Source organism: Kutzneria sp. NPDC051319 (assembly GCF_040682195.1).
Classification (GTDB): domain Bacteria; phylum Actinomycetota; class Actinomycetes; order Mycobacteriales; family Pseudonocardiaceae; genus Kutzneria.
In genome coordinates, this window is sequence record NZ_JBFBAM010000060.1 from 10,379 (window position 1) to 32,005 (window position 21,627).

Consider the following 21,627-nt stretch of genomic DNA (forward strand, 5'->3'; position numbering starts at 1 on the left):
TCGCCCTTGCCGGATTTTCCCCCGCCGCATCGGCGCGGGTGGGTGGGCGCGTCGGGTGGCGGCGGGCGAAAATCCAGCAACGGGCGAAGCAGGGGCGGGGCCGAGCGGACTCTGGTCCTGGCAGGGTCAGGGAGTTGTCGACATGGCCACCTGCACCAACGACGTCCTTGAACGGCGGCGGACCAGCTGGCCGCGGCCGGGGGGCTGGGGGGAGGGCTTGGCGTCGCCCAGGAGGATGCCCTCCTCCTTGGAGCCGGACAGGACGATGCCGGGCGAGCCGAGTTCCCGGACGCGCTGCACCAAGGGCTCGAACAGGGCGCGGGAGGCGCCGCCGCTGGCCCGGGCGATGATCAGGTGCAGGCCGACGTCCCGGGCCTGGGGGAGGAAGTCCATCAAGGGGGACAAGGGATTGCGGCCGGGATTGGCCACCAGCTCGTAGTCGTCGACGAGGACGAACAGCTCGGGCCCGGTCCACCAGTTGCGCTCACGCAACTGCTCGACGGTCACCTCGGGGCCGGGAAGGCGGGTCCGCATGGCGGCGGCGGCCTCGGAAACCAGGCCGGTGACAGCGTTTTCGGCGCCGGCGTAGCCGAGCAGGTGTGGACCGGTCACGGCGTCGAGCAGGCCGCGCCGGTAGTCGACGACGATGATCGCGGCCTCATTGGCGGTGTAGCGGGAGGTGATGCCCTTGGCGATGGTGCGCAGCAGGTTCGTCTTGCCGGACTCGACGTCGCCGAAGGCCAGGAAGTGGGGTTCGGCGGCGAAATCGAGGTGCACGGGCTTGAGGTCGGCCTCGTCGAGCCCCAGCGGCACGGCCCTGCCCTCGCCGCCCGAGATGTCGGCCAGCGGGACTTCCCGTGGCAGCAGGCGAACCGGCGGCGCGGGCGGGTGGTGCCACGCCTTGGCCACGGCCTCGACGAACGCGGTCGTGCCGGCGGCCAACGATCCCGGCCGCTGGTCACTGTCCACTCTGGGCAGTGCGGTGAGGAAGTGCAGCTTGTCCTTGGTCAGGCCGCGACCGGGCGCGCCGGCCGGCACATTCTGCGCGGCACGGCGGTCGATCGAGGAGTCGGCGGGATCACCGAGGCGCAGCTCGAAGCGGGTGCCGGCGGCGTCGCGCAGCTGAGGCCGCACGCCCATCCACCAGTTGGCGGAGACGATCACATGGATGCCGAAGCCCAGGCCACGGGCGGCCAGCCCGATCACGGCCTGCTCCAGCTGTTCCTGCTCCTCGCGCAGCGTCGCCCAGCCGTCCACGACCAGGAAGACGTCGCCGAACTCGCGGCCGTCGGCGCTCTCGGTGAACTCCGACCGGCGCTGCCGGAACGTGTTGACGGAGTCGATCGCGTTGGCGCCGAAGAACAGCTCTCGCTCGGCCAGCAGCGTCGCCACCTCGGCGACGATCCGCCGCAGGCGCTCGGGCTCGCGGCGGGTGGCGTAGCCGCTGACGTGGGGCAGGCCGGAGATCGGACGCAGCGCGCCGCCGCCCATGTCCAGCACGAAGAACTGGGCCTCGGCCGGCGTGTGGGTCAGCGCCAGCACGCCGATCAGCGCGCGCAGCAACGTGCTCTTGCCGCTCTGCGGCGCCCCGACCACGATCGCGTTGCCGGCGGAGCCGGACAGGTCGGCCCACAGCAGGTCACGCCGCTGCTCGAACGGCTTGTCCACGATGGCGACCGGCACGATCAACCGGCCGTTGCCGCCCCATCCGACCGGGCTCAGCCCGCGCTCCGGATCCGCGCCCAGCGGCGGCATCAGCTGGTCCAGCGTCGGCGGCTCGCCCAGGGGCGGCAGCCAGATCTGGTGGGCGTCCGGTCCCTTGCCCTGTAACCGGTCCACCATGGTGCCCATGATCGTCTCGCCGGTGCTCGGCAGCTCCGTCGCCACCGGCTCGGCCACGATCTCGGGGATGGGCGTCGGCGCCAGGGTGAACGGCAGAACGGCGCGGCCCTGCGCCGGCCCGGCCTCGACGACACCACGCGGCGGCAACTCGCCGGACACGAACGCGGCCTTGAACCTGATCAGCGTTTCCGTGTCCACGCGCAGATAACCCGAGCCCGGCACCGGCGGCAGCTGGTGCGCGTCGGCCACACCGAGCACGGAACGGCTCTCCGAGGCGGAAAACGTGCGCAGGCCGACCCGATACGACAGGTGCGAGTCGAGCCCGCGCAGACGGCCCTCCTCAAGCCGTTGCGAGGCAAGGAGAAGATGGATGCCGAGGCTGCGGCCGAGCCGGCCGATCATGACGAACAGGTCGATGAAGTCGGGCTGACTGGACAGCAGCTCGGAGAACTCGTCGATGATCACCAGCAGCGACGGCAGCGGATCCAGCGACGCCCCGTCCATCCGGGCCCGCTCGTAGTCACGCACGGAGGCGTAGTTTCCGGCTGCCTTCAACAGTTCCTGCCGGCGGACCAGCTCGCCCTTGATCGCGTCGCCCATCCGGTCGACCATGGACAGGTCCTCGGCCAGGTTGGTGATCACGGCACAGGTGTGCGGCAGGCCGGTCATGCCGGCGAAGGTCGCGCCGCCCTTGAAGTCGATCAGCGCCAGGTTCAGCTGCTCGGACGAGTGGGTCGCGGCCAGGCCGATCACCAGGGTGCGCAGCAGTTCCGACTTGCCGGAGCCGGTCGCGCCGATGACCAGGCCGTGCGGTCCCATGCCGCCCTCGGCCGACTCCTTGAGGTCCAGATCGACCGGCCGCCCGTCCGGGTCGACGCCGATCGGCAGGCGCAGCCGCTCCCGGGCCGTGCGGCGACGCCACGTGACGGCGGTGTCGAGGTCGCGGGGATCGCCGATGCCGAGCAGCCCCGGCAGCCCGAAGTTCGCGGCCATCGGCGACGCCGCGACTACCGGTTGGCCCTGGTAGAGCGGGGCGAGTTGGCGCGCGAGGGCCTCGGCCGAGGCGTGGTCGAAGCGGTCGGGACGGCCAAGCAGCGCGATCCGCCGGTCGCTGTCCTCGCCGACGACCATGCCCAGCCGGTCGCCGGCCACGTGCAGGGAAAGGTCAGTGTCCTGCGACGGCTCGTCCGGGATGCCGCCGCTGACGTCGATCACCGTGACGGCCTGGCGGCCCCCGGCGGCCGCGAGTCGGCTGTCGTCGGAGGTGCGTCCGCCGTCCAGTACGACCACGATGTGTTGGTACTCGGGGGAATTTGCCTTGCTGAACGGTGGCCGCTCGCCGAGGTCGGAGCCGAGGAGGTCGGCCAGCACGCCGACGCGGTCGGCCACCAGGCGGGTCGGGCCGGTGGGATCGCCGGTGGTGCCCTGGTTGTGCGGCAACCACTTCGCCCATTCCCAGTCGCGGATCCGTTCCGTGGGCAGGCAGAACGCGATGCGAAGCTCGGTCGGTGAGTGGAAGGCCGCCAGCTGCGCCAGCATGGCCCGGGTCAGGTCCAGCACCTGCCGCCGATCACCGGTCACCGTGATCCGCGCGAACGAGCGCAGCGAGATCGCCACCGGGAGGTCCTGGACCGTGGCGTAGGCGCGGATGAAGTGCCGCAATGCCGTGGAGGAGACGGGATCGAGGTCTTCCAGCGGCACGGTCTGCGGCGCTCGCAGCGGGGTGGCCAGCCGCTGCGGGCCGGAGCCGACGCGGACCCGGCCGAACGCCGGATCCATTCGCCGCCGCTCCCACAGCCGTCCCCGTTCCACGAACGCCCACAGGTCGGCCGGTTCGGGTTGGGCCGCCGTCAGCGCGATCCGCTGGCGTTCCGCCACTTCCCGCACCTGGCCGCGCAGGCCCGTGAGATAGCGCTGGTAGTCCCGCCGCTCCTCGTTGATCTGCGCCTTCTTGGCCGCCCCGCCCCGGGCCAGCGACATGATCACCATGCCGCCCATGGACACCGCGAACAGCGCGCCGAAGACGTAGGTCATCACGCCGCCGCTGCGTCCGATGTAGACGAACGACATCGCTCCCATGCCGAGCATCATCGGCAGGAAGAACAGCAGCTGCACCGCGCCCTGGTTGGAGCCCTTGGGCAGCATCGGCGGCGACTGCAACATGATCTCGCCGCTCGGTGGCTCCAGCGGCGCCCGCCGGGTCTGCGTAGCACTCACAACGGCATTCTGCCCAGAGAAACGGGTGGGGCTTGTGGGTATTTCTACCGCCACCACGGCCACGTTCATGCAGGGAAGGACGCCTTAGCGCTCTTCGTTCCTAGGGTCATTTGACGTGACACCCCAGGAACCCGCAGGTAGCAGCCCTGCCAGCGCCCGTGAGGCGGTCCCGGACGGGGCCGCGTCGCGGCCTGCCGGCGGCGGACAGGACTCCGCCGCCGGCACCAGCGCCGGCCGCCTGGCGACACCGCCAGCCACCGCAGCAATTTCGGTCGTTTCCGATTCCGAATCGCCTATTATGGAATACATGGAAACGACGTCTCAGTTCCCCCGGCACACCGTCCGCATCGTCGCGCGCATTGGTGACGATGCGTCGCCGATCGTGCGCAACGTGATCGTCTATCGGCCGTCCAAGGACATCCCCGAGGAACGAAGTACCGACCGGCAGCAACTCGCCATGGAACAGTGGTTGCGTTCTCACGGTTGGTCGTGTCCTGGTGTCGTTCACGCGCGGGTCGGCTCGCGCCGTTTCGGGGGGAGATAGTCCAATGACCGCATCGCTCGAAAAGGTTGTCGACAAGACCGCGCGTCCGTCGCTCGCTTCTCGCCGGCCCCGTTACGGTGCCACGCCGAAGCAATGGACGGGCGTGAAGTACCTCCGCGCATCGCAGGACGCGCAGGGATACAGCATCTCTGTTCAGTCGCAGCTTGACGAAGGTGAAGAGTTTTTCGAGGAACACGGCATCCTTGACGGCGGCGTGTTCTGCGATAACGACATCAGTGCCAGCGTGTACGCCACCGAAGAGCGGCCCGACTATGAGGCCGCTATCAATGAGGTTCGGTCCGGTCGCGCGAACCTGATCTGGTTCTTTGACGCCAGCCGTGGACAGCGCGATCTGGAGATCTTCGCGCGGGTGCGCCGAATCCTGATCGATGCCGGCGGCGCGTTGTCCTACAACGGCCGCGTCTACGACATGAACGACCCGAACGACCGCAAGGCCACCGCACGCGATGCGGTCGAGGCGGAGAACTTCATTGACACGCTGGTGGTCAACATCCGCCGAGGTGTGCGGAAGCGCGCGAAGTCTGGCAAGCACGCTGGGCCGCAGGCATATGGGTACAACCGGGTGTACAGCCCGGAGACGGGCAAGTCCCTGGGGTGGGTGATCAACTGGGAGCAGGCGAAGACGATCCGCCGGATTGTCCGGTGGTGCCTCGAACTGAAGTCCCTTGGCTGGATTGCCCGGCGGTTGAATGAGGCGGGTGTGCCGTGCGCCCGGGACGGAAAGTGGACCCGCGCGCACGTTCTCAAACTCGCCGAGCTGTACCAGCACCCGAAGCAGTGGCGCGCGTTTCTCGCCCAGTTGGAACCGCAAGCGCGTCCGGTCGCTCAGCGGGCGGTGGCGTTGGTGGAGGCCGGCGAGAGTTTCAAGGGCGCGGCGAAGCTTCTCAACTCCGAGGGCGTGCCGTGGGTGATCCCGAGCAAGTGGGACACCACGAAGGTGCGCAACATCGCGCTGAGCAAGGCGGCCGCCGCTATCCGCATTCACCACGGTCAAGAGCACATGGTGAAAGTGCTGGACGGCAAGGGCGGTTTTAAGATGGTCGCGGTGAAAGCGGCGTGGTCGCCGATCGTCCGCCGGTCCGAGCATGTCCAGTTGTCGGCGGTTCTGCGTGCGCCGGAACGTCAGCGCAACACCAACACGGAGACGTTGGAACACCTGTGGTCGGGTACTGCGACGTGCCGCACGTGTGGTCTGGGATTCGGTCGGGGAAGCTCTAAGGACGGCCCCCGGTACCGGTGTCCCAAGGGGCACGCGAGTCGGGATTACTACGCCTTGCACGCCTACCTGTTGGAATTCGCGCTGTGCACGTTGGAGCGTCCCGACGCGGCGGAGATCTTCCGTCTGAAGACCAGCAAGGCCGAGGCCGCCACAGCGGACCAGGCTGCGCAGGAATTGCGGGCGGAACTGGCGATGTGGCAGGCGGACGCGGCGGCCGGGAACGTGTCGCGGGAGTCGTTCCGGGCGATTGAGCCGGGGCTGTTGGAGCGGATCCGCCAGGCCGAGGCGGCGGCGCGGCGGGTGCGGGTGCCGGCGGCGCTGGAGAACATGACTGGCGTCAACGCCCGCGCCGCGTTCGCGCGGCTGGACATCGAGGGTCAGCGCGCGGTGGTCCGCACGATCATGCGGCCGGTGATCGGCCCGTCTGCGACCCGGGGCAAGGGGGCTAAGGAGATGGACACCAGCACGATTGACCCGGGTCTGTTGTACGACCTGCCCGAGGACATGCCCGTAGCGGCGTGAGCAGCGCGCCCGCCCCGCACTGCGGGCAGGCGCTGTATGGCCCCCAGTGGCCCCGTCCGGTTTCCGGGCGGGGCCGCTGGCGTGTGCGGGCTAGGTGCCGGCCGAGGCCGCCAGCTCGGCCACGGTGCGGCGGAACACCGCCCGTAGGCGGTCACGCTGGCGGGCGGTCAGCGGCGGTGCCGCGTCCACCCGGGCGTGGATGGCGGCGCACTGCTGCGGGGTGAGGTGCCGGCGGTGGTCGGTCGGGGCTGTCACGGCGTGGTGCTCCCCTCGGCCGGCGAGGCGGGCGGGTCGGCGGCCTCGGCCGGCGGGGTCGCCTCGGCGGGGCGCAGCGGGCGGCCGGCCTGGTCGACGGGATCGGCCAGCGGGGTCACGCGTGGCTCTGTGGTGATGACGAACCCGAACGCGGCCAGCAGCGCCACAGCGGCGGAGATCAGGCCGGTGACCGCGCCGCCCTGCCCGCTGGTCAGCAGGCCGGCACCGACCAGTCCGGACACCAGCGCGCCGAGGCCGCCGACGATCGAGGCGGCCACCCGCAGCGGGCGGGGCCGGCTGGTGGGAGTCGTGGTGGTGGTCATGAGGGTGGTCCCTTCGTTCGATGGGGTGCGCCGAGGTGGCCTCGGCGGGAGGGTGTCCAAAAAGGAGTAGGCGCGCACGAACGCGCGGCCGCCGAACACGGCGGCCCATGCGATCAGGACGCCGAGGTAGAGCTGTCCAACGCCCTGGTGGCCGTCGCCGGCTACGGCCGCCGGATCCACACGCCCGCCCGGATCCGGTCGGGATCGGGGATGCCGTTGAGCGTGGCGATTGCCGCAACTGTGGTGCCCCAACGTAGTGCCAGCGCGGACAGGGTGTCGCCGGGCTGAATCTGGTACATCGCCCCGCCGCCGCCAGTGCCGCTGTTGCCGGGGACCTGGATTGTCTGACCGGCGTAGATCAGGTTCGGGTTGCCGATGTTGTTGTGGGCGGCCAGTTCCGCGACCGAGCTGCCGAATCGGGCGGCGATGCCGGACAGAGTGTCGCCAGCCCGGATGGTGTACGGCACCCACGCCGGGTCCGCCGGCGGCGGCGTCGGGTCCGTTGGCGGAGTGGGGATCGTTCCATCAATGACCACAGTGGACAGTTGGGCGCCGGGCACGGTGGCGTCCCGGTCGACCCACCCCGTGATACCGGGAATGGTTCCCTTGTCGGTGTGCTGGTGGATGACCAGCTTGGGATGTCCATAGTCGACGTTGCCGGGGTCGCCGTTCCACTCGGCGCACCACAGTCGGACCTGGTCGTCTGCCCAGCGGTCAGGGGTGAGACGGTGCTGGTACCAGTCCAGGTTGGCGTACATCAGCACCCCGACCGCGCCGACGCGCGCCCGCAGTGCGGCGATGAACCCGTCAATGAACGCGTTGGCGTCGCCGATGTTGCCGTCTTCCATGTCCAGCATGGGCCACAGTGAGCCGGCGGTGAGCAGCCCTCGGGCGGACAGCTGGTCGGCGAAGCGGTTGGCCTGGTCCACGATGGACCCGGGCCGGGCGAAGTGGTAGCCCCCGACCGTCAGGCCGACGCCCCGTGCGCCGTCCACCTGCGACTGTGCGTCCGGGTTGGTGTAGTCGACGTCTTCGGTCAGCTTGACGCTGACGAACGAGATGCCGTTTCCCTTGACCGCCGGCCAGTCAATGGCGCTGCCCTGGTGGGACGAGATGTCGGTTCCGTACTCGGTCACGTCTGCTTCTCCTTGGTGCTCATGGAAAAGGGCCGCGCGGTGTGGGCGGCCCCGGGATGGGTGGGTGGTCAGGTGCGGCGGCGGCGTGCGGCGGCGGCCTGGTCCTCGGCGGCGCGGCGGCGCTCCCGTTCGGCGTCCAACTCGGACTCCAGCTCGGCCACGCGGTGTTCCACCTCGGCCAGGCGGACGCGCAGCGCGGACACCTCGGCGTCGTGTGTGGCGCGTTCGGCGGCCAATTCCGCGGAATGGGCTACGTCCCGAGTGGACAGAGCGGCGAGGTAGTCGGCGCGGTCGCTTCTGTTGACTTCCAACAGCTTGTGCAGCGCGGCGAGTAGGTAGGCGACGACCAGGACGAGAGCGCCGGCGACGCCGAGGCCGCCGACGTCGACGGGGTCCATTGCGGATCACCCCCTGTTCGGTGGCTCCGCGCGCAGCGTGAGCGTGTCGGACAGTCCGTCCGTGTCGGACAGTGCGCGGCGGATGCCGATGACGTGCGCGCGGATCGGGCCGCCGAGGCCGTCCGGGTCGGACAGGGTGACGATGTCGGCAAGCTCTAGCCGGGGGTCACCGACCACCGGCACATCGGACAGCACGGGAACCGGGGCGGCAAGGTCGGTCAGCAGTGAGCCGGCGATTGCTGCGGCCGAGTCGCCTTGCTGGCGGTATTCGTTGTTGGGCAAGGAAAGTACGCGCTGTCCGTAGGTGCTGACGGATGCGGTGTTGGTCCAGGTCTGCTTGGTGGTGCTGCCGGAGACGAAGCCTGGACCCCAGATCACCAGGGCGGGCGTTGCACTGTCCCGGGCGAACCGGACCCAGAACGAGTTGGGGTTGCTGATCCTGAGTTGCAACTTGTCGTCGGCTGTCTGGTAGCGGGAGACGGTGACGTTGGAGACACGCGCCCCGGTGTCGCGGTTGAGTGAGATGAACGCGTCCGTGTCCGATGTGCTCGGCCAACTCGTCGGGGGGAGGCTGGTCAGCTGATAGCGGGTGAGCTGCGTCCGAAACGGCAGGGTGATCGTGATCGTGGTCGTTCCGGGCGGTGAGTCCAAGGCAGACACGGCCGGCGATTCCCAGACCTTGACCGGGTCATGGGTTTGCAACCGGGGCGTGTATTCGGCTGTGATCACGTTCCGGACGCTGTCGACCGCCGTGGACACAGTCAGGTCCGAGAGCGACACCGCCGAGGTGAGCGAGCGAACCGGGGCCGCTGTGGCGCGGGCGCGGGCGGTGTCGCGGTTGACGAACGAGAATCGCCCCGACTCGTCGAATCCCACGATGCCGTACTCGGCCGCTACGGCGTCGCGGATGACTTGCCAGCCGTCGCCGTTGACGACGTCGGGTAGGCCAGCCAGCCAGTTCAGGCCGGTGTCCACATCGGCCTGTGACACGTGCGGAATCTTTCCCCAGTTCGCCGGCGGCGTGGGGGCGAGGCTGACTTGCATACATTGCACGGGAAGCGTGCTCGCCGCCCACACCTCGCCGTTCCCGCCGTCCGCGTAGAGGCTGAATGAGGTGAGCGGGACGGTTGCGGGCGGTGTGACGACGCCATCGACCATCCATTGGTGCGTCAGGGTTCCCGCGTGGGCGTCGTACTTCACCCAGCAACCGACCGCGTGCCACGCGGCAGCACCGGAGAACTTGGGCCCGTTGACGGTCAACGTCTTGGTGGCCGCGTTGTAGGCGCTGAGGGTGAGTTGGCCAGCGGTCGTGATGTCGATCTCAAACGTGCCGCCGTTGAACTGCCGTGAGTAAGTCGACGCCGAGATTACCAACCCATCCGCGAAGGGATGGAAAGCGTTGGTGCCGCCCGCTTTGATGTAGAACTCGAACAGGTGAGCCGTGTCGCTGGTGAGACCCGGAGTGAACGGCGCGACCATGTACGTGTTCACGATGGCGACGACGTTCGGGCCGCCGTTGGCGGCCAGCCCGTAGACGCCGGGGATGTAGAGCGGATCGGTGGCGAGGTTGTTCGCCCGGCCGTTCCAATACTCGTGGCTGTAGCCGATGTCGGGAGCCATCCCGCCGTGACAGGTCACGGCCCACAGGCAGTTCGGACGCGGTGGCGGTGAGAAGAAGATTCCGTTGCGCCGCAACACATAGTCCACGATCCACTGCGTGTTGACCAGCCAACGGAAGCCCCAATACTCCGGGTCTGCGTTCATCGCGTCCATCTCGGCGTCCGGCGGGAGGGAGATCGGTACGCGGAGCCTGCCGGCCTGGTCGAGGGATTCCATGCTCACGGTGCGGTCCGCCGAGGACACCGCAAGGGAGCGGGTGGACCCGGTGAACTGCCGCAGCATCGCCGGTCCGGCGTCGGTGGTGAAGCCGAGGTCGCAGGTGATCGGGGTGTCCACCTCCGGCAGGCCGTAGAGGGGACTGTCCGATCGGAACGGTGACAGCATCCGGGCGATGTCGCGCGGGTCGCTGGGACGCTGCCCGCCGAGGCCGGCCGTGAGTTTGGCGGTGGCGTAGCCCTCCACCAACGTGCACTCCGGCGGCAGGTCGCCGGTCAGCGAGCGTTCCACCGTCACGTCCCGGGTGACGTCGGACAGGTCGGACAGGGCGTGGCTGTAGGTGCCGTCACGGCTCCAGTCCGCCCGTAGCGACACCAGCGGGTGACGGGTCGGGGAGTCGACGGCGGCGGCCAGGGTGGGATCGTCGGGGCGTTGCATGGTGCTAGACCTCCAACAGGGTTAGCGCCACCTCGGCGGCGGTAGGGATCGGGTAGGTGGTGGACAGGGAGTCGACGACCACGACGGCCGCGCCGCCGCCGGCCTGCCACCCGGTCACGAGCGGGCCGGCCTCGGCCTGCCAGCCGGACACCGTCAGCGCGCCGCCGGCCGAACTAGCGGCGGCGGACAGGCCAACGCGGATCCACGCGGCGGTAGCGGGCAGGGAGACGGTGAGGGCGGCGCGGGTGCCGGCCGCCCCGGGAGGGCCGGCCGTGCCCTGGTCGACCCGCAGCGCGGCCCCGGTGGCGGTGAACGAGGAGACGGACAGCGCGGCCGGCACGGTGCCGGCCAGCGTCGCCGAGGCAGTGACCGTCTCCCCGCCCAACACGGGCACCACGGCATCGGCGGTCAGCGCGCCGCCGGCCGCCGGCACCGTCCAGGACAGGCCGCCGGCCAACGGCACCTCAGCGACCGTGGGCACGCCCGCCGCCCACGCCACGGTGCCGGCGGTGGCGGTGAACCCGGTCGTGGTGCGGGAGGCCGAGCCGGTGGCGGCCACGTGCGGCGGGAGGCGGTTGACCCGCATGGGGTCGACCAGCCACAGCGGGCCGGCGACCACGCCGAGGTACAGCGCGTCCAGATAGGCGCGGGTGCCGTCATCCAGGTAGGGCCACGCCAGCGTCCACGTGCGACGCACGGCGAGGCGGTCGACGGTGACGCGGCCGGTCAGGGACCGGTGGACCCCGCCGAGGCGTGCGGCGGTCGCCTCGGGTGTGGTGCCCAGGGTCGGGGACGGCAACGGCCGCAGCGCGCCGAGCGGGCCGAGTAGGAACGGCATGTGTCCTCACCTTCTGGCGTTGCGGGCGTTGACGTCGTTGACCAGGCGGGCGACGCCGGCCCCGTCCACCCGCAGCCGGGCACCGTCCAATGCGGCCAGCACGCCGGCGGTCACCGCCCCGGCGAGGGCGCCGCCCGGGTCCACAGTGGATGCAGTGCCGAGAACCGTTGTGCCGGAACCGATAGGGCGAACCGCGGGGCGTCCTATCGGGCCTGTCGTGACGTCCAGCGGCAGGGTTGCGGTCAGGTCCTGGAGGTAGTCACGGACCTCGGGGGCCGCGTCGTCAAACCCGGTGACCAGGCCGCGCATGATGAGTTTCCCGTTGGCCTGCAACAGGATCGCATCCCGCGCGGGCGGCCCCTTCCACTGGCTGATCCAGTTGGTCAACTCGCCGAGCTTGTCCTTGACCCACTGGAAACCGGCCTCGATGCCCTTCACTAAGCCGTTGATCAGATCGCGTCCCGATTGGACCAGCGTGCCCGGCAGGCCGCTTGCCGCCGAGAGCACAGCGTTCGCCAGGCCACGGATGATGTTGAGCACGATGTCCAGCCCGGCGTTCACGACGCCGGCCAGTGCGCCGACGACGCCGTGCACGATCTCGCCCAGCGCCCGCCAGGCACCGGACCAATCACCCGTCAGCACCGCAAGGGCGAGGTGGATCACGCCCTTGACCACCTCCAGCGCGCCCGCGACGACGGCGGCCACGGCCGCGAACACGTCGCTCACGATCAGGCCGAAAGCCTGAATCTGAGGGCTGAGTTCGTTTGCTAGCAACACAACCAGTGGCGTCGCGGCCTGAACGATGGCAGCGAGCACGCCGGCCGCCTGGACCACGACGGGCACCAGCGCGGCGACCAGGGCGACGGCCCCGGGCAGCAGCGCGGACACCAGCTGTAGCAGCGGCGGCAGCAGGCCGAGCGCCGCGTTCACCAACCCCAGCAACGCATCCGCCAGAGGCGGCACCACCGGCAGCAGCCCGGACAGGATGACCCCGGCCGCCGCCGCGAGTTGCTGTCCAACCTGGATCAGAGTGGGTGTCGCGGCGGCAAGGGCGGTGCCGATCACAGCGGCCAGCTGACCCACGGCCGTGGTGATCACCGGCAGGATCGGAGTCAACGCCTGAAGCGTCGCCAGCAGCACCGTGCCCACCGCGCCACTGAGCGACGAGAACGCTTGCAGCACAGAGGAAAGCACGGACAGCAACGCGCCGCCGAACACCGGGACAAGCCCGGCGCCCATGATCGCCAGCTGACCGAACCATTGCGCTGCAATGGAAAGCGCGTTGACGAGAACCGTCCCAAACTGACCGATCAGCGGGGCGGCGGCCTTCGCCAACGCCAGCAGGCCGGGGCCGAGGCTGCCGGCGATGGCGTTGGCCAGCGTGGAGCCGAGCAACTCGGCGACCGACTGAAGTGGCGGAACAAGCGCCGCCACAACGGGTTGCACCGCCGACAGCGCCGGAACAAGGATCGAGGCGGTGGCCTGCGCGGCGGTGCCCAGCAGCGGCGCTACGGCCGCCAGGATCCCGCCCAACGGTGCGAAACCGTTGGCAGCCAACGTCAACGCGTCGCGGATCTGCGGGCCGAGCGCGGAGATGGCGGGGGCGACGCTGGTCACCACCGCACGGCCCAACCCGTCCAGCAGCGGACCGAGGGCAGCCGCCGCCGAGGACAGGCCGCCGAAGATCTGCAACAGGGCGGTGTTGCCGGCGGCGGAGTGCAGGAACGTGTTCAGATTGCCGGTGAGCGACACCAGCACGCCCAGCGAGGTTGTGCCCGCCTGCTCAAGCGCGGAGAACACGCTCCCGACGATCCCGCCGAGGTTGCGCACCAGCGCGACCAGCTGACCGAGCACGCCCAACGCGTTACTGATCCACGTCGACAGCTGACCGCTTTCCCTTGCCCTGTCGACGAAAGCGCCGAACCGGGTTGCCAGGTCGGTCGCCTGCTGTGCGAGTTGCGGCAGGAACGTCGCGCCCACGGCGGCCACGTCCCGCAGCGCCGTTCCGATCGGCACCAGCGCGCCGCCGAGGACCCGCACCGCTGCGGCGGTGTTGGTGAACACCGTCGACACGTCGCCCGACGTGCGGGCCGAGGCGAGGAATCCGGCCAGGCCGGTAGCGGAGGTGTTGAGTGAGCCGGCGATGCCGTCCAAACCGGACCGCAGGACCGGCATGTACTGGCGGCCCAGCGCCGTGACCTCCGTGGACAGTCCACGAAACAGGGTCTGTTGCACGTCCAGGCGGAGATCGGTGAACGCGGGCTGCAACTCGCGGACCGCGACCACTGTGGACCGTGCCGCAGGTGCCAGCGCGGCCAGTTCCGCGGCCAGCTTCGTCGGGTCAGATTCCGTTACAGCGTCGGCAAAACCCTGGAGGCCGAGCTTGAGCGTGACGACCGCCGAGGCGGCCGCCAGGCCGGCGGCGGGCACCAGCAGCAGCGCCCCCGACGCGGTGCCGGCCGCCGCGCCGAGGCCGCCGAGAACCTGAATCGCCTGCCCCACGGCGGCCACCATCGCCCCGTACCGCAACACCGACGCGCCGACCGACAACGTCATGGTGGCGAAGGAAATCCCGGTGCGGTCGGCCGCCCCGCTGACCTCGGACAGCGCCCGCACGGCGGCGGCCAGGCCGCCGGCCACCTTCACGTCCAGCCGGACCGTCTTGCCGTCTTCCTCCCGCCGCACCCGTTCGATGTCCTCTTTGGCCTTGAGCGTGTCGGCCTCGGCCTGGAGAGTGACCTTCAGACCGTCGTCTTCCTTCGCGGCCTCGGCGATGCTTCGCCGCAACTGAGCGGCGGACACCTTCGTGCCCACCGTGATGGGCGGCGCGGAATCCTGCGCCTCGCGGAGCTTCTGGTGAATCTCGGCGATGTCCACGCCGGCCGGAATGATCAGCGTTGGGGCCTTGTCCTGCGCCTCGCGGACCTTCTTGAGCAGGTCCTCCAGCAGCCCCTCAACCGTGGGAAGTAGCTTGAAATAGCCGTGTCCGACGGTAGCCACGGGTCACACCCCCTCGCGCATCAGGCGCGCGATGTCGCGCAACGGGGTGGTGACGGGTTCGGCCTCACCTCCCCGAGGGGAGTCCGGTGTGGACGAACGCCACGGCGGGGCCAGCTGGGCGGGGTCGACGGTGCCGCCCAGCGCGGCGGTGACCGTCGCCCACAGCGCGGTGACACGGCGTTCGACGGCGGCGGTCAGCGCCTCGGCGCGGGACCAGCCGGCGGCCTCGGGGTTGAGCACCCGCCACACCGCCGCGTCCTGCGGCAAATGCCGCACCAACAGGCAGACCCGACGCAAAGTCAGGCCGCCACGGTAGAAGTCCAACAGGTCCACCTGGTACACGCGAAGGAAGTCCGCTTCCAACGCCTCGGCGGTGTCCGTGCTGGACAGCAGCGCGGCGACCGCTAGCGGTTTCCCGCGCCCAACTCCCGCATGATGTTCGTCGAGAACTCCTCGGCGTCGCCAGCGGTGCGGGCATCCTTGCGCCACGTCGCGTACTGGTCGTCGCCGAGGATCAGCCGCAGCGCCGTCAGCGTCTTGCCGTTCTCCTCGGCTTCCATTGCCTCCAGCGGGAAGTCGTCGGCGGACGGGAGTGTGTAGGTGGTGCCGCGCCACGTGACGGTGACGCGGTCGTCGACAGGCTTGGGGGCGGGGCGTTTGGTGGCCTCGGCGCGCTGGCGGGTCGTCACGGCTGTTCTCCTTGGGGTGCCTTGTCGTTGGGGTCGGGGTATTCGTGGGCCAACAGGGCGCGGAGGCCCTTGGCGGCGAACTCCAGCCGCAGCGTCAGCGGGGCCGGTTTGGCGGCCCCGAGGCTGAGCGTCGCGGCGGCCTGGTCGCGGGCGCGGTGATGCGCCAGCGCGTGTTCCACCGTCTCGGCCACGCGCACCAGCTCCCGGCGAACGTCCGGATCGGACATGCCGGCGGCGGCGGTCACGACTTGCCGCCGCTGGTGTTGGGGCCAACGGACATCGCCGCAGCGCCGGCGGCGATGACGGCCGGGTCATCGGTCAGCCAGACAGCGAGCACAGTGGACGATCCGGCCGGCGCCAGGCCCGAGAACGTGAGGCCCCATTGGGCTTCCTGCGTTCTAGTCCACTGTGCATCCTCGGTCTCGGAGACCTCGGCGCGGCCGATGAACAGCCGGTGGTGGTAGATCTCCAACGCGCTGATTTGGTCGGTCCAGTCGATGCACAGCGCGCGGGCGTCTCCCTTGGGAAGCGAGGAGATCTCCGCCCGGTACTTCTTGGATCCCTGCGTCGTCTCGGCGAAGGTCATGCCGCCGAAGTAGACGGACAGGACTTCGGCCTTGGTCTCCTGAAGGGTCGACTTGACCGTCAGTTCCAACGACTTGTAGACGAACCGGGCCGGGGTGAGCGTCTGCCAGGAACTGGTTCCCTCGCGCTCGACCTTCCGGCTGACGGTCACCCCGTCGTCGGTGGACAGTCCCAGCCCGACCCACGGCGCGGGCAGCGCCGTAGCGGGGTCGGTGGGCTCCGGGGTTCCCGGCGGGGCAATGGAGATCTCCCCGATTCCGGGCACCCGAACATGGCTGCTGTTGATCGTCACGGTGGGATGCCTCTCGTGGTACGGGCGAGGCGACCCACCGACACGTCAACCTCCGTGGTCGGGGGCCGCGCGTCGCGGTGATGAACGGGTGGTCAGGTGGTAGGGGTGCGGACGGTGACCACAGCCACCGCGAACGCGATCGGTTCCCCGGTGTAGGGGTCGACATCGGCTATCGGCGCGGTGTCCGGTTCGGACAGGATCAGGCCCGGGGTCGCGATGGCGGTCGCGCGGTCGCACAGCAGGCCGAGCACCAGGCCGGCGATGTGCTTGGCGTCGTGCTCGGTGCGGTGCCAGGCGGTCAGTCGGACGGTGGCGGACTGGACGGCCGGCCACCGCCAGGTGTGGGAGTCCTCGGCGACCACCACCCACGGCAGGGACGGCGGCCCACCGTCGCGGCCGCGCCCGGTTTCGGTGGAGATCTTCAGGCCGGCGGCTACCGGGTCGGCGCGGCCGGTGACGGCGGCCCGCAGCACGCGGGCCACCAGCTCGGCCACGTCGACCGGAACGGGGGCGGTCATCGCTTGCGCTTCTTCCTGCGTTTCTTCCTGCTCTGCGTCCGGGCTTTCCTGTGCGGGTCCAGGCCGATCACGGTCAGGCCGGCGGCCTGCGCCGCCTGCCGCAGCACTCCGTGTCGGGCCTCCATTCCGACCCCGGCGGGGTGCGGGATGGCGACGGTCACGGCGGCCCGGTCGGTCGAGTCCTCGGCGATGATCTCGACCGGCAAGGGCCGGCCGTCGCGGGTGCGCAGACCCCGGGCACGGATGAGCGCCACCATCTCCTCGGCCACCGCGTCCAGCTGTGCCCGCACCTCGGGGCCGCGTAACACTTCCTTGATTCCCTCCGGGTCCAGCACTACCCGGACACCGTTGCGTGCCAAGGGATCAGCCCTCCACGTGTGTGAGTGTCGTTTCGTAGTGGACGTGGCCGGGGCGGGGTTCCCATCGGTGTGGGAAGCCCTGGACCGCGTACACCGCGCCGCCGTACTCGACCCGCTCCCGCGCGGTGACGGGCTGGGCCGTGAACAGCCACCACAGCCCCTCTCGGGACTGCCGGCCCTGCTCCGGGGTGTCGGTGCCGCGCGGGTCGCCCCGGGGCTGTAGGAGGCCGTCCAGCTCCCGCCGGGCGGCGGCGGGGCCGTAGTCCAGGGCAGGCGTGGGGTTGTCGTACTGGTCGACCACCTCGGCCGGGGTGACGACGGTCAGGCGGTGCGGGAGCCTCACGGCGGCACCTCCCCGTCCACGTCCGGCCACCAGGGGAACGGGTAGCCGGCGGATCCGTCCGAGTAGAACACCGCCACCCGGTCCGGGCCGGGGTGATCCCCGGCGCTGTAGGGGGTGCGGGTGCTCTGGAGTCCGCCCTTGCCGGCGAACCTGCGCAACAGCCGTAGCTCGGCCTCGGTCAGGTAGACGTCACTGCCACCGTCGTAGCGGTAGGAGTACTCGCCGATGGTCTCCCCGCTGTAGCCCTCGGGGTTGCGCACGACGCGGCCGGCGGCCTTGCACACGACGGTGACCACCAGCGGCGGTGTGGGCGGGCCGAGCAGCGCCGCCGGCACCTCGGCCCGCACCAGCGCCGAGGCGTCGGCCAGCGCCGCCCACGCCCGCCCCTCATCCGGGGTTCCCGCCAGCGGCCGCGTGCGGTTCTCCAGTTCGGACAGTGCCACCAGAACCCCGCCGCCAGCCGGCGGGGTCGTCACGATGCGGCCGTGGTCAGCCGCAGCGCGCGGGACACCGCCCCGGCGTCCAGAGTGGTCGACACGCCCGCCAGGGTGGACACCACGCTGCGGTCCTGTTGGAAAGCCGCGTCGTAGTCCCGGACCAGTCGCATCGAATAACCGTTGTAGGTCATGCTCTGTCCGAACGTCGCCCCGGCCGGCACGACCAAAGCCCTTGAAGCCATGGGGAAAGCTGTCGTGTGGTAGGCGACGGCGCTGCCGGTGGCCACGAAGTTGCTCGGTACGACCGTGAAGCCGTACAGCCGGCCAATGACGGCCTCCCGCAGAGCGAGCGGCGAACCGCTGACGTCCGCCGGGAGCAGCCTCTTGCCGGTGTCGTTGAGCAGCATCGCCTCAACCTCGGGCGACACCGCGAAGTACCGCTGATCGAACGGGACACCAGCCTTGTTCAGCCTGCGACGGGCCTCGATCATTCCGTTGTGGACGTCGGACCCGTCGGCCTTGAGCGTGAGCGCGCTGACGAGCGCGTTCATGTTGGCGGCGATCAGGTTCTCGATCCCGCGACTGATCGCCTTGGCCTGCGGGGTGGCCACCTGAAGCGTGAAGTCCTTCAACGCCAGCGTGAGCTGTTCGTCCGGCAGCGCCACGCCCTTGTACAGATAGGACGCCAGCTTGACGTCAACCGGCGTCTCCTGAAGATCATCGATCACAATGGGCTGACCGGCCGCCCTGTTGAACGTCCTTGCCTCGCCGGCGATTCCCTCGATCCGAACGGTGACGGTGTCACCGACCTGCCCGCCGAAATCGGACTCGGCGTCGCGCCACACGGTCGCGCCGAGGACCTGCTGAGACTCCAACGCCGCAATGCCAGCGGCGGCAATCGTCTTGGGTGTGAGGAATACGTTGGCCACTGGGGGCCGCCTCCTTCTCGGGTGGGCGAGGCGGCCCACCGACACGACGCCTCCTGTCTCGGGGGCCGCGCGTCGCGGGGTGATGGGTGTCCGGCGGGTACGTCACCGGTACGTGATCGGGCACGAACAGGTACGTGATCCGGGTGCGCCGTTCACGTACTCGGTTTCGGGCAGCTGGGTTACTTGCCGCCGAACAACAGGCGGGTGATCGCCTCGGGGGTGTCCTCGGTCGGCGGGGTGCCGGTGGAGGCGGCTGGCCGCAGCGTCTCGACCGGACGGCCCGGCGGGGTGCCGCTCGGCGCGGCCGAGGCCGGCCCGGTCGGGGTGGTGCCGCCCAGCAGCGCGGCCAGCGCCGCCGCGTCCGCCGCCATCTCCTCGGGGGTGCCGCCGCGTAGCCGGTCGGCCAGCTGGTCGGGCAGGCCGGCGGCGCGGGCGGCGGTCATCCGCGTCAGCGCTCCCTCGGCCTCGGCGACCTGGCGGCGCAGGGCCTCGGTCGTGGACTCCAGTTCGGACGTCCGGGAGGCGGCGGAGCGGGCCTCGGTCAGCTCGGCCGTGACCGCCGCCAGGCGGGCGGACAGCTCGGCCGGGTTGCCGCCGGCCGGGCCGGCGGCCGGTGGCGCTGCGGCCGGCGGGGCGGTCGGCGCTGCGGGAGCGGGCGGGATCGTCTGGGCGGGCGGGGTGGCGGCCGCCGAGGCGGCCGGGGTCGGATCGGTCACGGTGTTGTCCTCCATCGGTGATCAGCGCCGCCGCCGGCTACGTAGCGGCGGCGGCCTTGGCCTTGTCGCGCTGCTGCGCGTAGTACGCCCGCCGGAATGCCCGCACGGCCGCTTTCCCCTTGTGGCCTTCGTCTTTGACGGCGGTCTCCCAGAGCGCGGCGTGTGCCTGCGACTGGGCGGAAAGCGGCGTCCCGTAGCGGTAGACGGTCTCAATCTGGCAGTTGCATCCGGTGTGGAAGGTGTCCACCTGGCCGTCCACGTACCGGTCCCGGGCGGATTCCTCACTGGCGTACAGGACTTCCCGCCCGGCGAGCATGGCGCACCAGAAACACGGGTCGTCGGAGGTGACGCGGCGGTAGCCGACCGCCCGCCGGTCGGTGCGGGCGGTGCGTTCCACATGGGAGCGTCCGCCGTTGGTGACGTGGCGGGCGGCGGCGGCCGCGACCTCGGGGCCGGCCTTGTCGGCGGCGACGACGGGCGGAATCCCGTTGCTGCTCAACGTCTTGACCCGGGATGGGCCGGTGGCCAGCAGTGAAGCCGCGGCCGCTTTGGGCCACTGTGGATTGTCGGGCGCCGGGGGTGGCGCCGGGCCGGCCGAGCGTCCTAACTCGATAGTCCGGAACTCCAGGAAGTAAGTCTGAGCAAGGGAAATCGAGGTGGCACGGTTGTGGCGGATCAGGTCGAGGACCTGCGTCAGCCAGCCGTCCACTGTGCCCGCGAGGTTGAACGGGTCCACCCTGGACCACAGGGTGAGCATGTCCGCGACGGTGGCGGCGGCCAGCCGGCCCTGTGCGCGGCGGTGGTTCTCCGTCGCCGTGGCGGCGGTCAGGCTCGGCACGGTCAGCCCCCGGGGTTGGCGCGGCCGAGCACATCGGCCAGCAGCGCGTGTCCGTCAGGCTCGGCCGGCATGTCCTGCCACCGCTTCACGTCGTTGTCGGTGACGCCCGGAAGGCGTTCCCACGTGGCGGCGGCCGGAACGCCCAGCATCGTGACGGCCTTGCCCCAGGCGTCCACCACGGCCGCCAGCGACCGCGTGCCGGTGTCGCGCCACCGCACCTCGGCGGCCATGTCCGACCAGCCGGCCGTGTCGCCGGCCGCCAGCGAGCACAGCCGCAGCACCTGTCCCCAGGACTCACCATAGGACGTTCGCCGCTCACCAACCCGTCGCTGTAGACCCTGTTCCGCTTCGTCCAAGGCGTCGGCGGCAAGGTTGGTCAGCGACCCTGACAGCGTGTGCGGCGGGGTCTGCGTGAGCGCCGCGAGGTGCCGGAGGACTTGCTCCAGCGCTGCCACGTAGCCGGCGAGGTCGGTGGCGTCGAACGAGCCGAACCGCGTTTCTGGACTGTCCGAGTGCAACAGTCGGTCCGGTCCTATCGGCGGCTCGTTCCCGTCGTCCAGTTCCAGGCCGGCGGCCCAGCGCTGGCGGTGCGCCCCGTGTTCCTGCGCCATCATCAGTTGAAAGACGCTGAGGTTGTAGCGGTCCTGAACGTCGATGATCGGCGCGACCACGCCGGGCCGTTCCCCGTCCAGGTCTTCGTTGTCGGAGAACTTCACGACCGGGCAGACGCCGAGGCCGTGTTCCCGTGTCTCCACGTAGGACAGTTCCCCGGTGCGCTGGTCGCCGGCCAGGAAGTAGACGGCCTGGTCGTCGTACAACCTGAACACCTGCGCCGGGCCGGTCGGCCCCCATGACGTGCCGCGCGCCACGGCGTACACGGGCCATTCGTCGGTGTTCTCATCGGCGTAGACGGCGGTCATGGTGCGCGGCGACGCGCCCCGGATCAGCGGCACCGGGTCGCCCGGGGTGACGGCGGCGAAGCTGTGCCCGTACTCCAGCGCTGAGCGGTGGACGCCGGTTTGCCTGCGTGCCATGCGGTTCGCCGTCCAGTAGGACCAGCCGCCGCCTTCTGTGCCGTCCGGTGTGGAGGCGGCGCGGTAGCCGTCCACGTAGAGGTTCTGCGCCATCAAATCCAGGATCAGCCGGCACCAGTTGGTGCGCGCTTTCCTGAGCAGCCAGAGGTAATGGGCCTTTGCTGTCTTGGGCGCATACGGCAAGTCGTGTTGACCCTTGACGTAGCGGTGGACGTGGTCGTTGTGGTCCTGGTCGGGCCACATCGCGATGACGCGGGCGGCCACGTCGGTCGCGTCCCGTTGGGAGAGAACCGCCACG

The 21,627-nt window shown here is 70.4% G+C and carries 22 protein-coding genes; 2 read left to right on the top strand and 20 right to left on the bottom strand.

The features are described from left to right. Positions 1–126 precede the first annotated feature (126 nt). Positions 127–4,005: a type VII secretion protein EccCa gene (gene eccCa / locus AB0M73_RS37545; RefSeq protein WP_363901621.1), complete on the bottom strand. Its 3,879-nt coding sequence runs from the start codon at positions 4,003–4,005 to the stop codon at positions 127–129. Positions 4,006–4,366: 361 nt separating this feature from the next. Between eccCa and AB0M73_RS37550 the strand changes: the two genes are divergently transcribed. Together AB0M73_RS37550 and AB0M73_RS37555 are read left to right on the top strand one after the other, a co-directional pair. Next, a complete protein-coding gene (locus tag AB0M73_RS37550; RefSeq protein ID WP_363901481.1) occupies positions 4,367–4,603 on the top strand; it encodes a hypothetical protein in 237 nt (78 codons plus the stop codon). 4 nt (positions 4,604–4,607) lie between these two features. After that, the gene (locus tag AB0M73_RS37555; protein WP_363901484.1) at positions 4,608–6,365 is read left to right on the top strand and encodes a recombinase family protein; all 1,758 of its coding nucleotides are present in this window, start codon (positions 4,608–4,610) and stop codon (positions 6,363–6,365) included. Between the two features lie 90 nt (positions 6,366–6,455). Here the strand turns inward: AB0M73_RS37555 and AB0M73_RS37560 are convergent, their stop codons facing one another. The 19 genes from AB0M73_RS37560 to AB0M73_RS37650 all read right to left on the bottom strand — a co-directional run bounded on the left by AB0M73_RS37560 (position 6,456) and on the right by AB0M73_RS37650 (position 21,626). Further along, positions 6,456–6,620 carry a hypothetical protein gene (locus AB0M73_RS37560; protein WP_363901487.1) on the bottom strand — a complete coding sequence of 55 codons (165 nt, stop codon included), beginning with the start codon at positions 6,618–6,620 and terminating at the stop codon, positions 6,456–6,458. Then, the gene (locus AB0M73_RS37565; protein ID WP_363901489.1) at positions 6,617–6,943 is read right to left on the bottom strand and encodes a hypothetical protein; all 327 of its coding nucleotides are present in this window, start codon (positions 6,941–6,943) and stop codon (positions 6,617–6,619) included. The genes AB0M73_RS37560 and AB0M73_RS37565 overlap by 4 nt, the downstream gene beginning before the upstream one ends. A 161-nt stretch (positions 6,944–7,104) precedes the next feature. Further along, positions 7,105–8,079 (bottom strand): GH25 family lysozyme, encoded by a 975-nt coding sequence (locus AB0M73_RS37570; protein WP_363901492.1) that lies wholly within the window; start codon positions 8,077–8,079, stop codon positions 7,105–7,107. 68 nt (positions 8,080–8,147) lie between these two features. Beyond that, positions 8,148–8,477, bottom strand: coding sequence for a hypothetical protein (locus tag AB0M73_RS37575; RefSeq protein WP_363901495.1), 330 nt, complete (start codon positions 8,475–8,477; stop codon positions 8,148–8,150). 6 nt (positions 8,478–8,483) lie between these two features. Beyond that, on the bottom strand, positions 8,484–10,751 hold the full coding sequence (locus tag AB0M73_RS37580) for a hypothetical protein (protein WP_363901498.1): 2,268 nt from the start codon (positions 10,749–10,751) through the stop codon (positions 8,484–8,486). A gap of 4 nt (positions 10,752–10,755) precedes the next feature. Next, positions 10,756–11,589, bottom strand: coding sequence for a hypothetical protein (locus AB0M73_RS37585; protein WP_363901501.1), 834 nt, complete (start codon positions 11,587–11,589; stop codon positions 10,756–10,758). 6 nt (positions 11,590–11,595) lie between these two features. Next, entirely contained in the window at positions 11,596–14,589 is a 2,994-nt protein-coding gene (locus AB0M73_RS37590; protein WP_363901504.1) for a hypothetical protein, read from the bottom strand. A 3-nt stretch (positions 14,590–14,592) separates the two neighbouring features. Then, positions 14,593–14,922, bottom strand: a complete 330-nt coding sequence (locus tag AB0M73_RS37595; RefSeq protein ID WP_363901507.1) for a hypothetical protein — start codon at positions 14,920–14,922, stop codon at positions 14,593–14,595. Positions 14,923–14,993: 71 nt separating this feature from the next. Continuing rightward, positions 14,994–15,278, bottom strand: a complete 285-nt coding sequence (locus tag AB0M73_RS37600; protein ID WP_363901510.1) for a hypothetical protein — start codon at positions 15,276–15,278, stop codon at positions 14,994–14,996. Then, positions 15,275–15,523: a hypothetical protein gene (locus tag AB0M73_RS37605; protein WP_363901513.1), complete on the bottom strand. Its 249-nt coding sequence runs from the start codon at positions 15,521–15,523 to the stop codon at positions 15,275–15,277. The genes AB0M73_RS37600 and AB0M73_RS37605 overlap by 4 nt, the downstream gene beginning before the upstream one ends. Further along, positions 15,520–16,155, bottom strand: coding sequence for a hypothetical protein (locus tag AB0M73_RS37610; protein ID WP_363901516.1), 636 nt, complete (start codon positions 16,153–16,155; stop codon positions 15,520–15,522). Before AB0M73_RS37610 ends, AB0M73_RS37605 begins: the two co-directional genes overlap by 4 nt. Positions 16,156–16,247: 92 nt before the next feature. Then, positions 16,248–16,673, bottom strand: coding sequence for a hypothetical protein (locus tag AB0M73_RS37615; protein WP_363901519.1), 426 nt, complete (start codon positions 16,671–16,673; stop codon positions 16,248–16,250). Then, positions 16,670–17,032 carry a hypothetical protein gene (locus AB0M73_RS37620; protein WP_363901522.1) on the bottom strand — a complete coding sequence of 121 codons (363 nt, stop codon included), beginning with the start codon at positions 17,030–17,032 and terminating at the stop codon, positions 16,670–16,672. The genes AB0M73_RS37615 and AB0M73_RS37620 overlap by 4 nt, the downstream gene beginning before the upstream one ends. A gap of 4 nt (positions 17,033–17,036) precedes the next feature. Continuing rightward, positions 17,037–17,375 (bottom strand): hypothetical protein, encoded by a 339-nt coding sequence (locus AB0M73_RS37625; RefSeq protein ID WP_363901525.1) that lies wholly within the window; start codon positions 17,373–17,375, stop codon positions 17,037–17,039. After that, the gene (locus tag AB0M73_RS37630) at positions 17,372–17,851 is read right to left on the bottom strand and encodes a hypothetical protein (RefSeq protein ID WP_363901528.1); all 480 of its coding nucleotides are present in this window, start codon (positions 17,849–17,851) and stop codon (positions 17,372–17,374) included. Before AB0M73_RS37630 ends, AB0M73_RS37625 begins: the two co-directional genes overlap by 4 nt. After that, positions 17,848–18,741: a P22 phage major capsid protein family protein gene (locus AB0M73_RS37635; protein WP_363901531.1), complete on the bottom strand. Its 894-nt coding sequence runs from the start codon at positions 18,739–18,741 to the stop codon at positions 17,848–17,850. The genes AB0M73_RS37630 and AB0M73_RS37635 overlap by 4 nt, the downstream gene beginning before the upstream one ends. A gap of 179 nt (positions 18,742–18,920) precedes the next feature. Beyond that, the gene (locus tag AB0M73_RS37640; RefSeq protein ID WP_363901534.1) at positions 18,921–19,457 is read right to left on the bottom strand and encodes a hypothetical protein; all 537 of its coding nucleotides are present in this window, start codon (positions 19,455–19,457) and stop codon (positions 18,921–18,923) included. A gap of 37 nt (positions 19,458–19,494) precedes the next feature. Next, positions 19,495–20,295, bottom strand: coding sequence for a hypothetical protein (locus tag AB0M73_RS37645; RefSeq protein WP_363901537.1), 801 nt, complete (start codon positions 20,293–20,295; stop codon positions 19,495–19,497). Positions 20,296–20,297: 2 nt separating this feature from the next. After that, positions 20,298–21,626, bottom strand: coding sequence for a phage portal protein (locus AB0M73_RS37650; RefSeq protein ID WP_363901540.1), 1,329 nt, complete (start codon positions 21,624–21,626; stop codon positions 20,298–20,300). Between the last annotated feature and the right edge of the window lies 1 nt (position 21,627).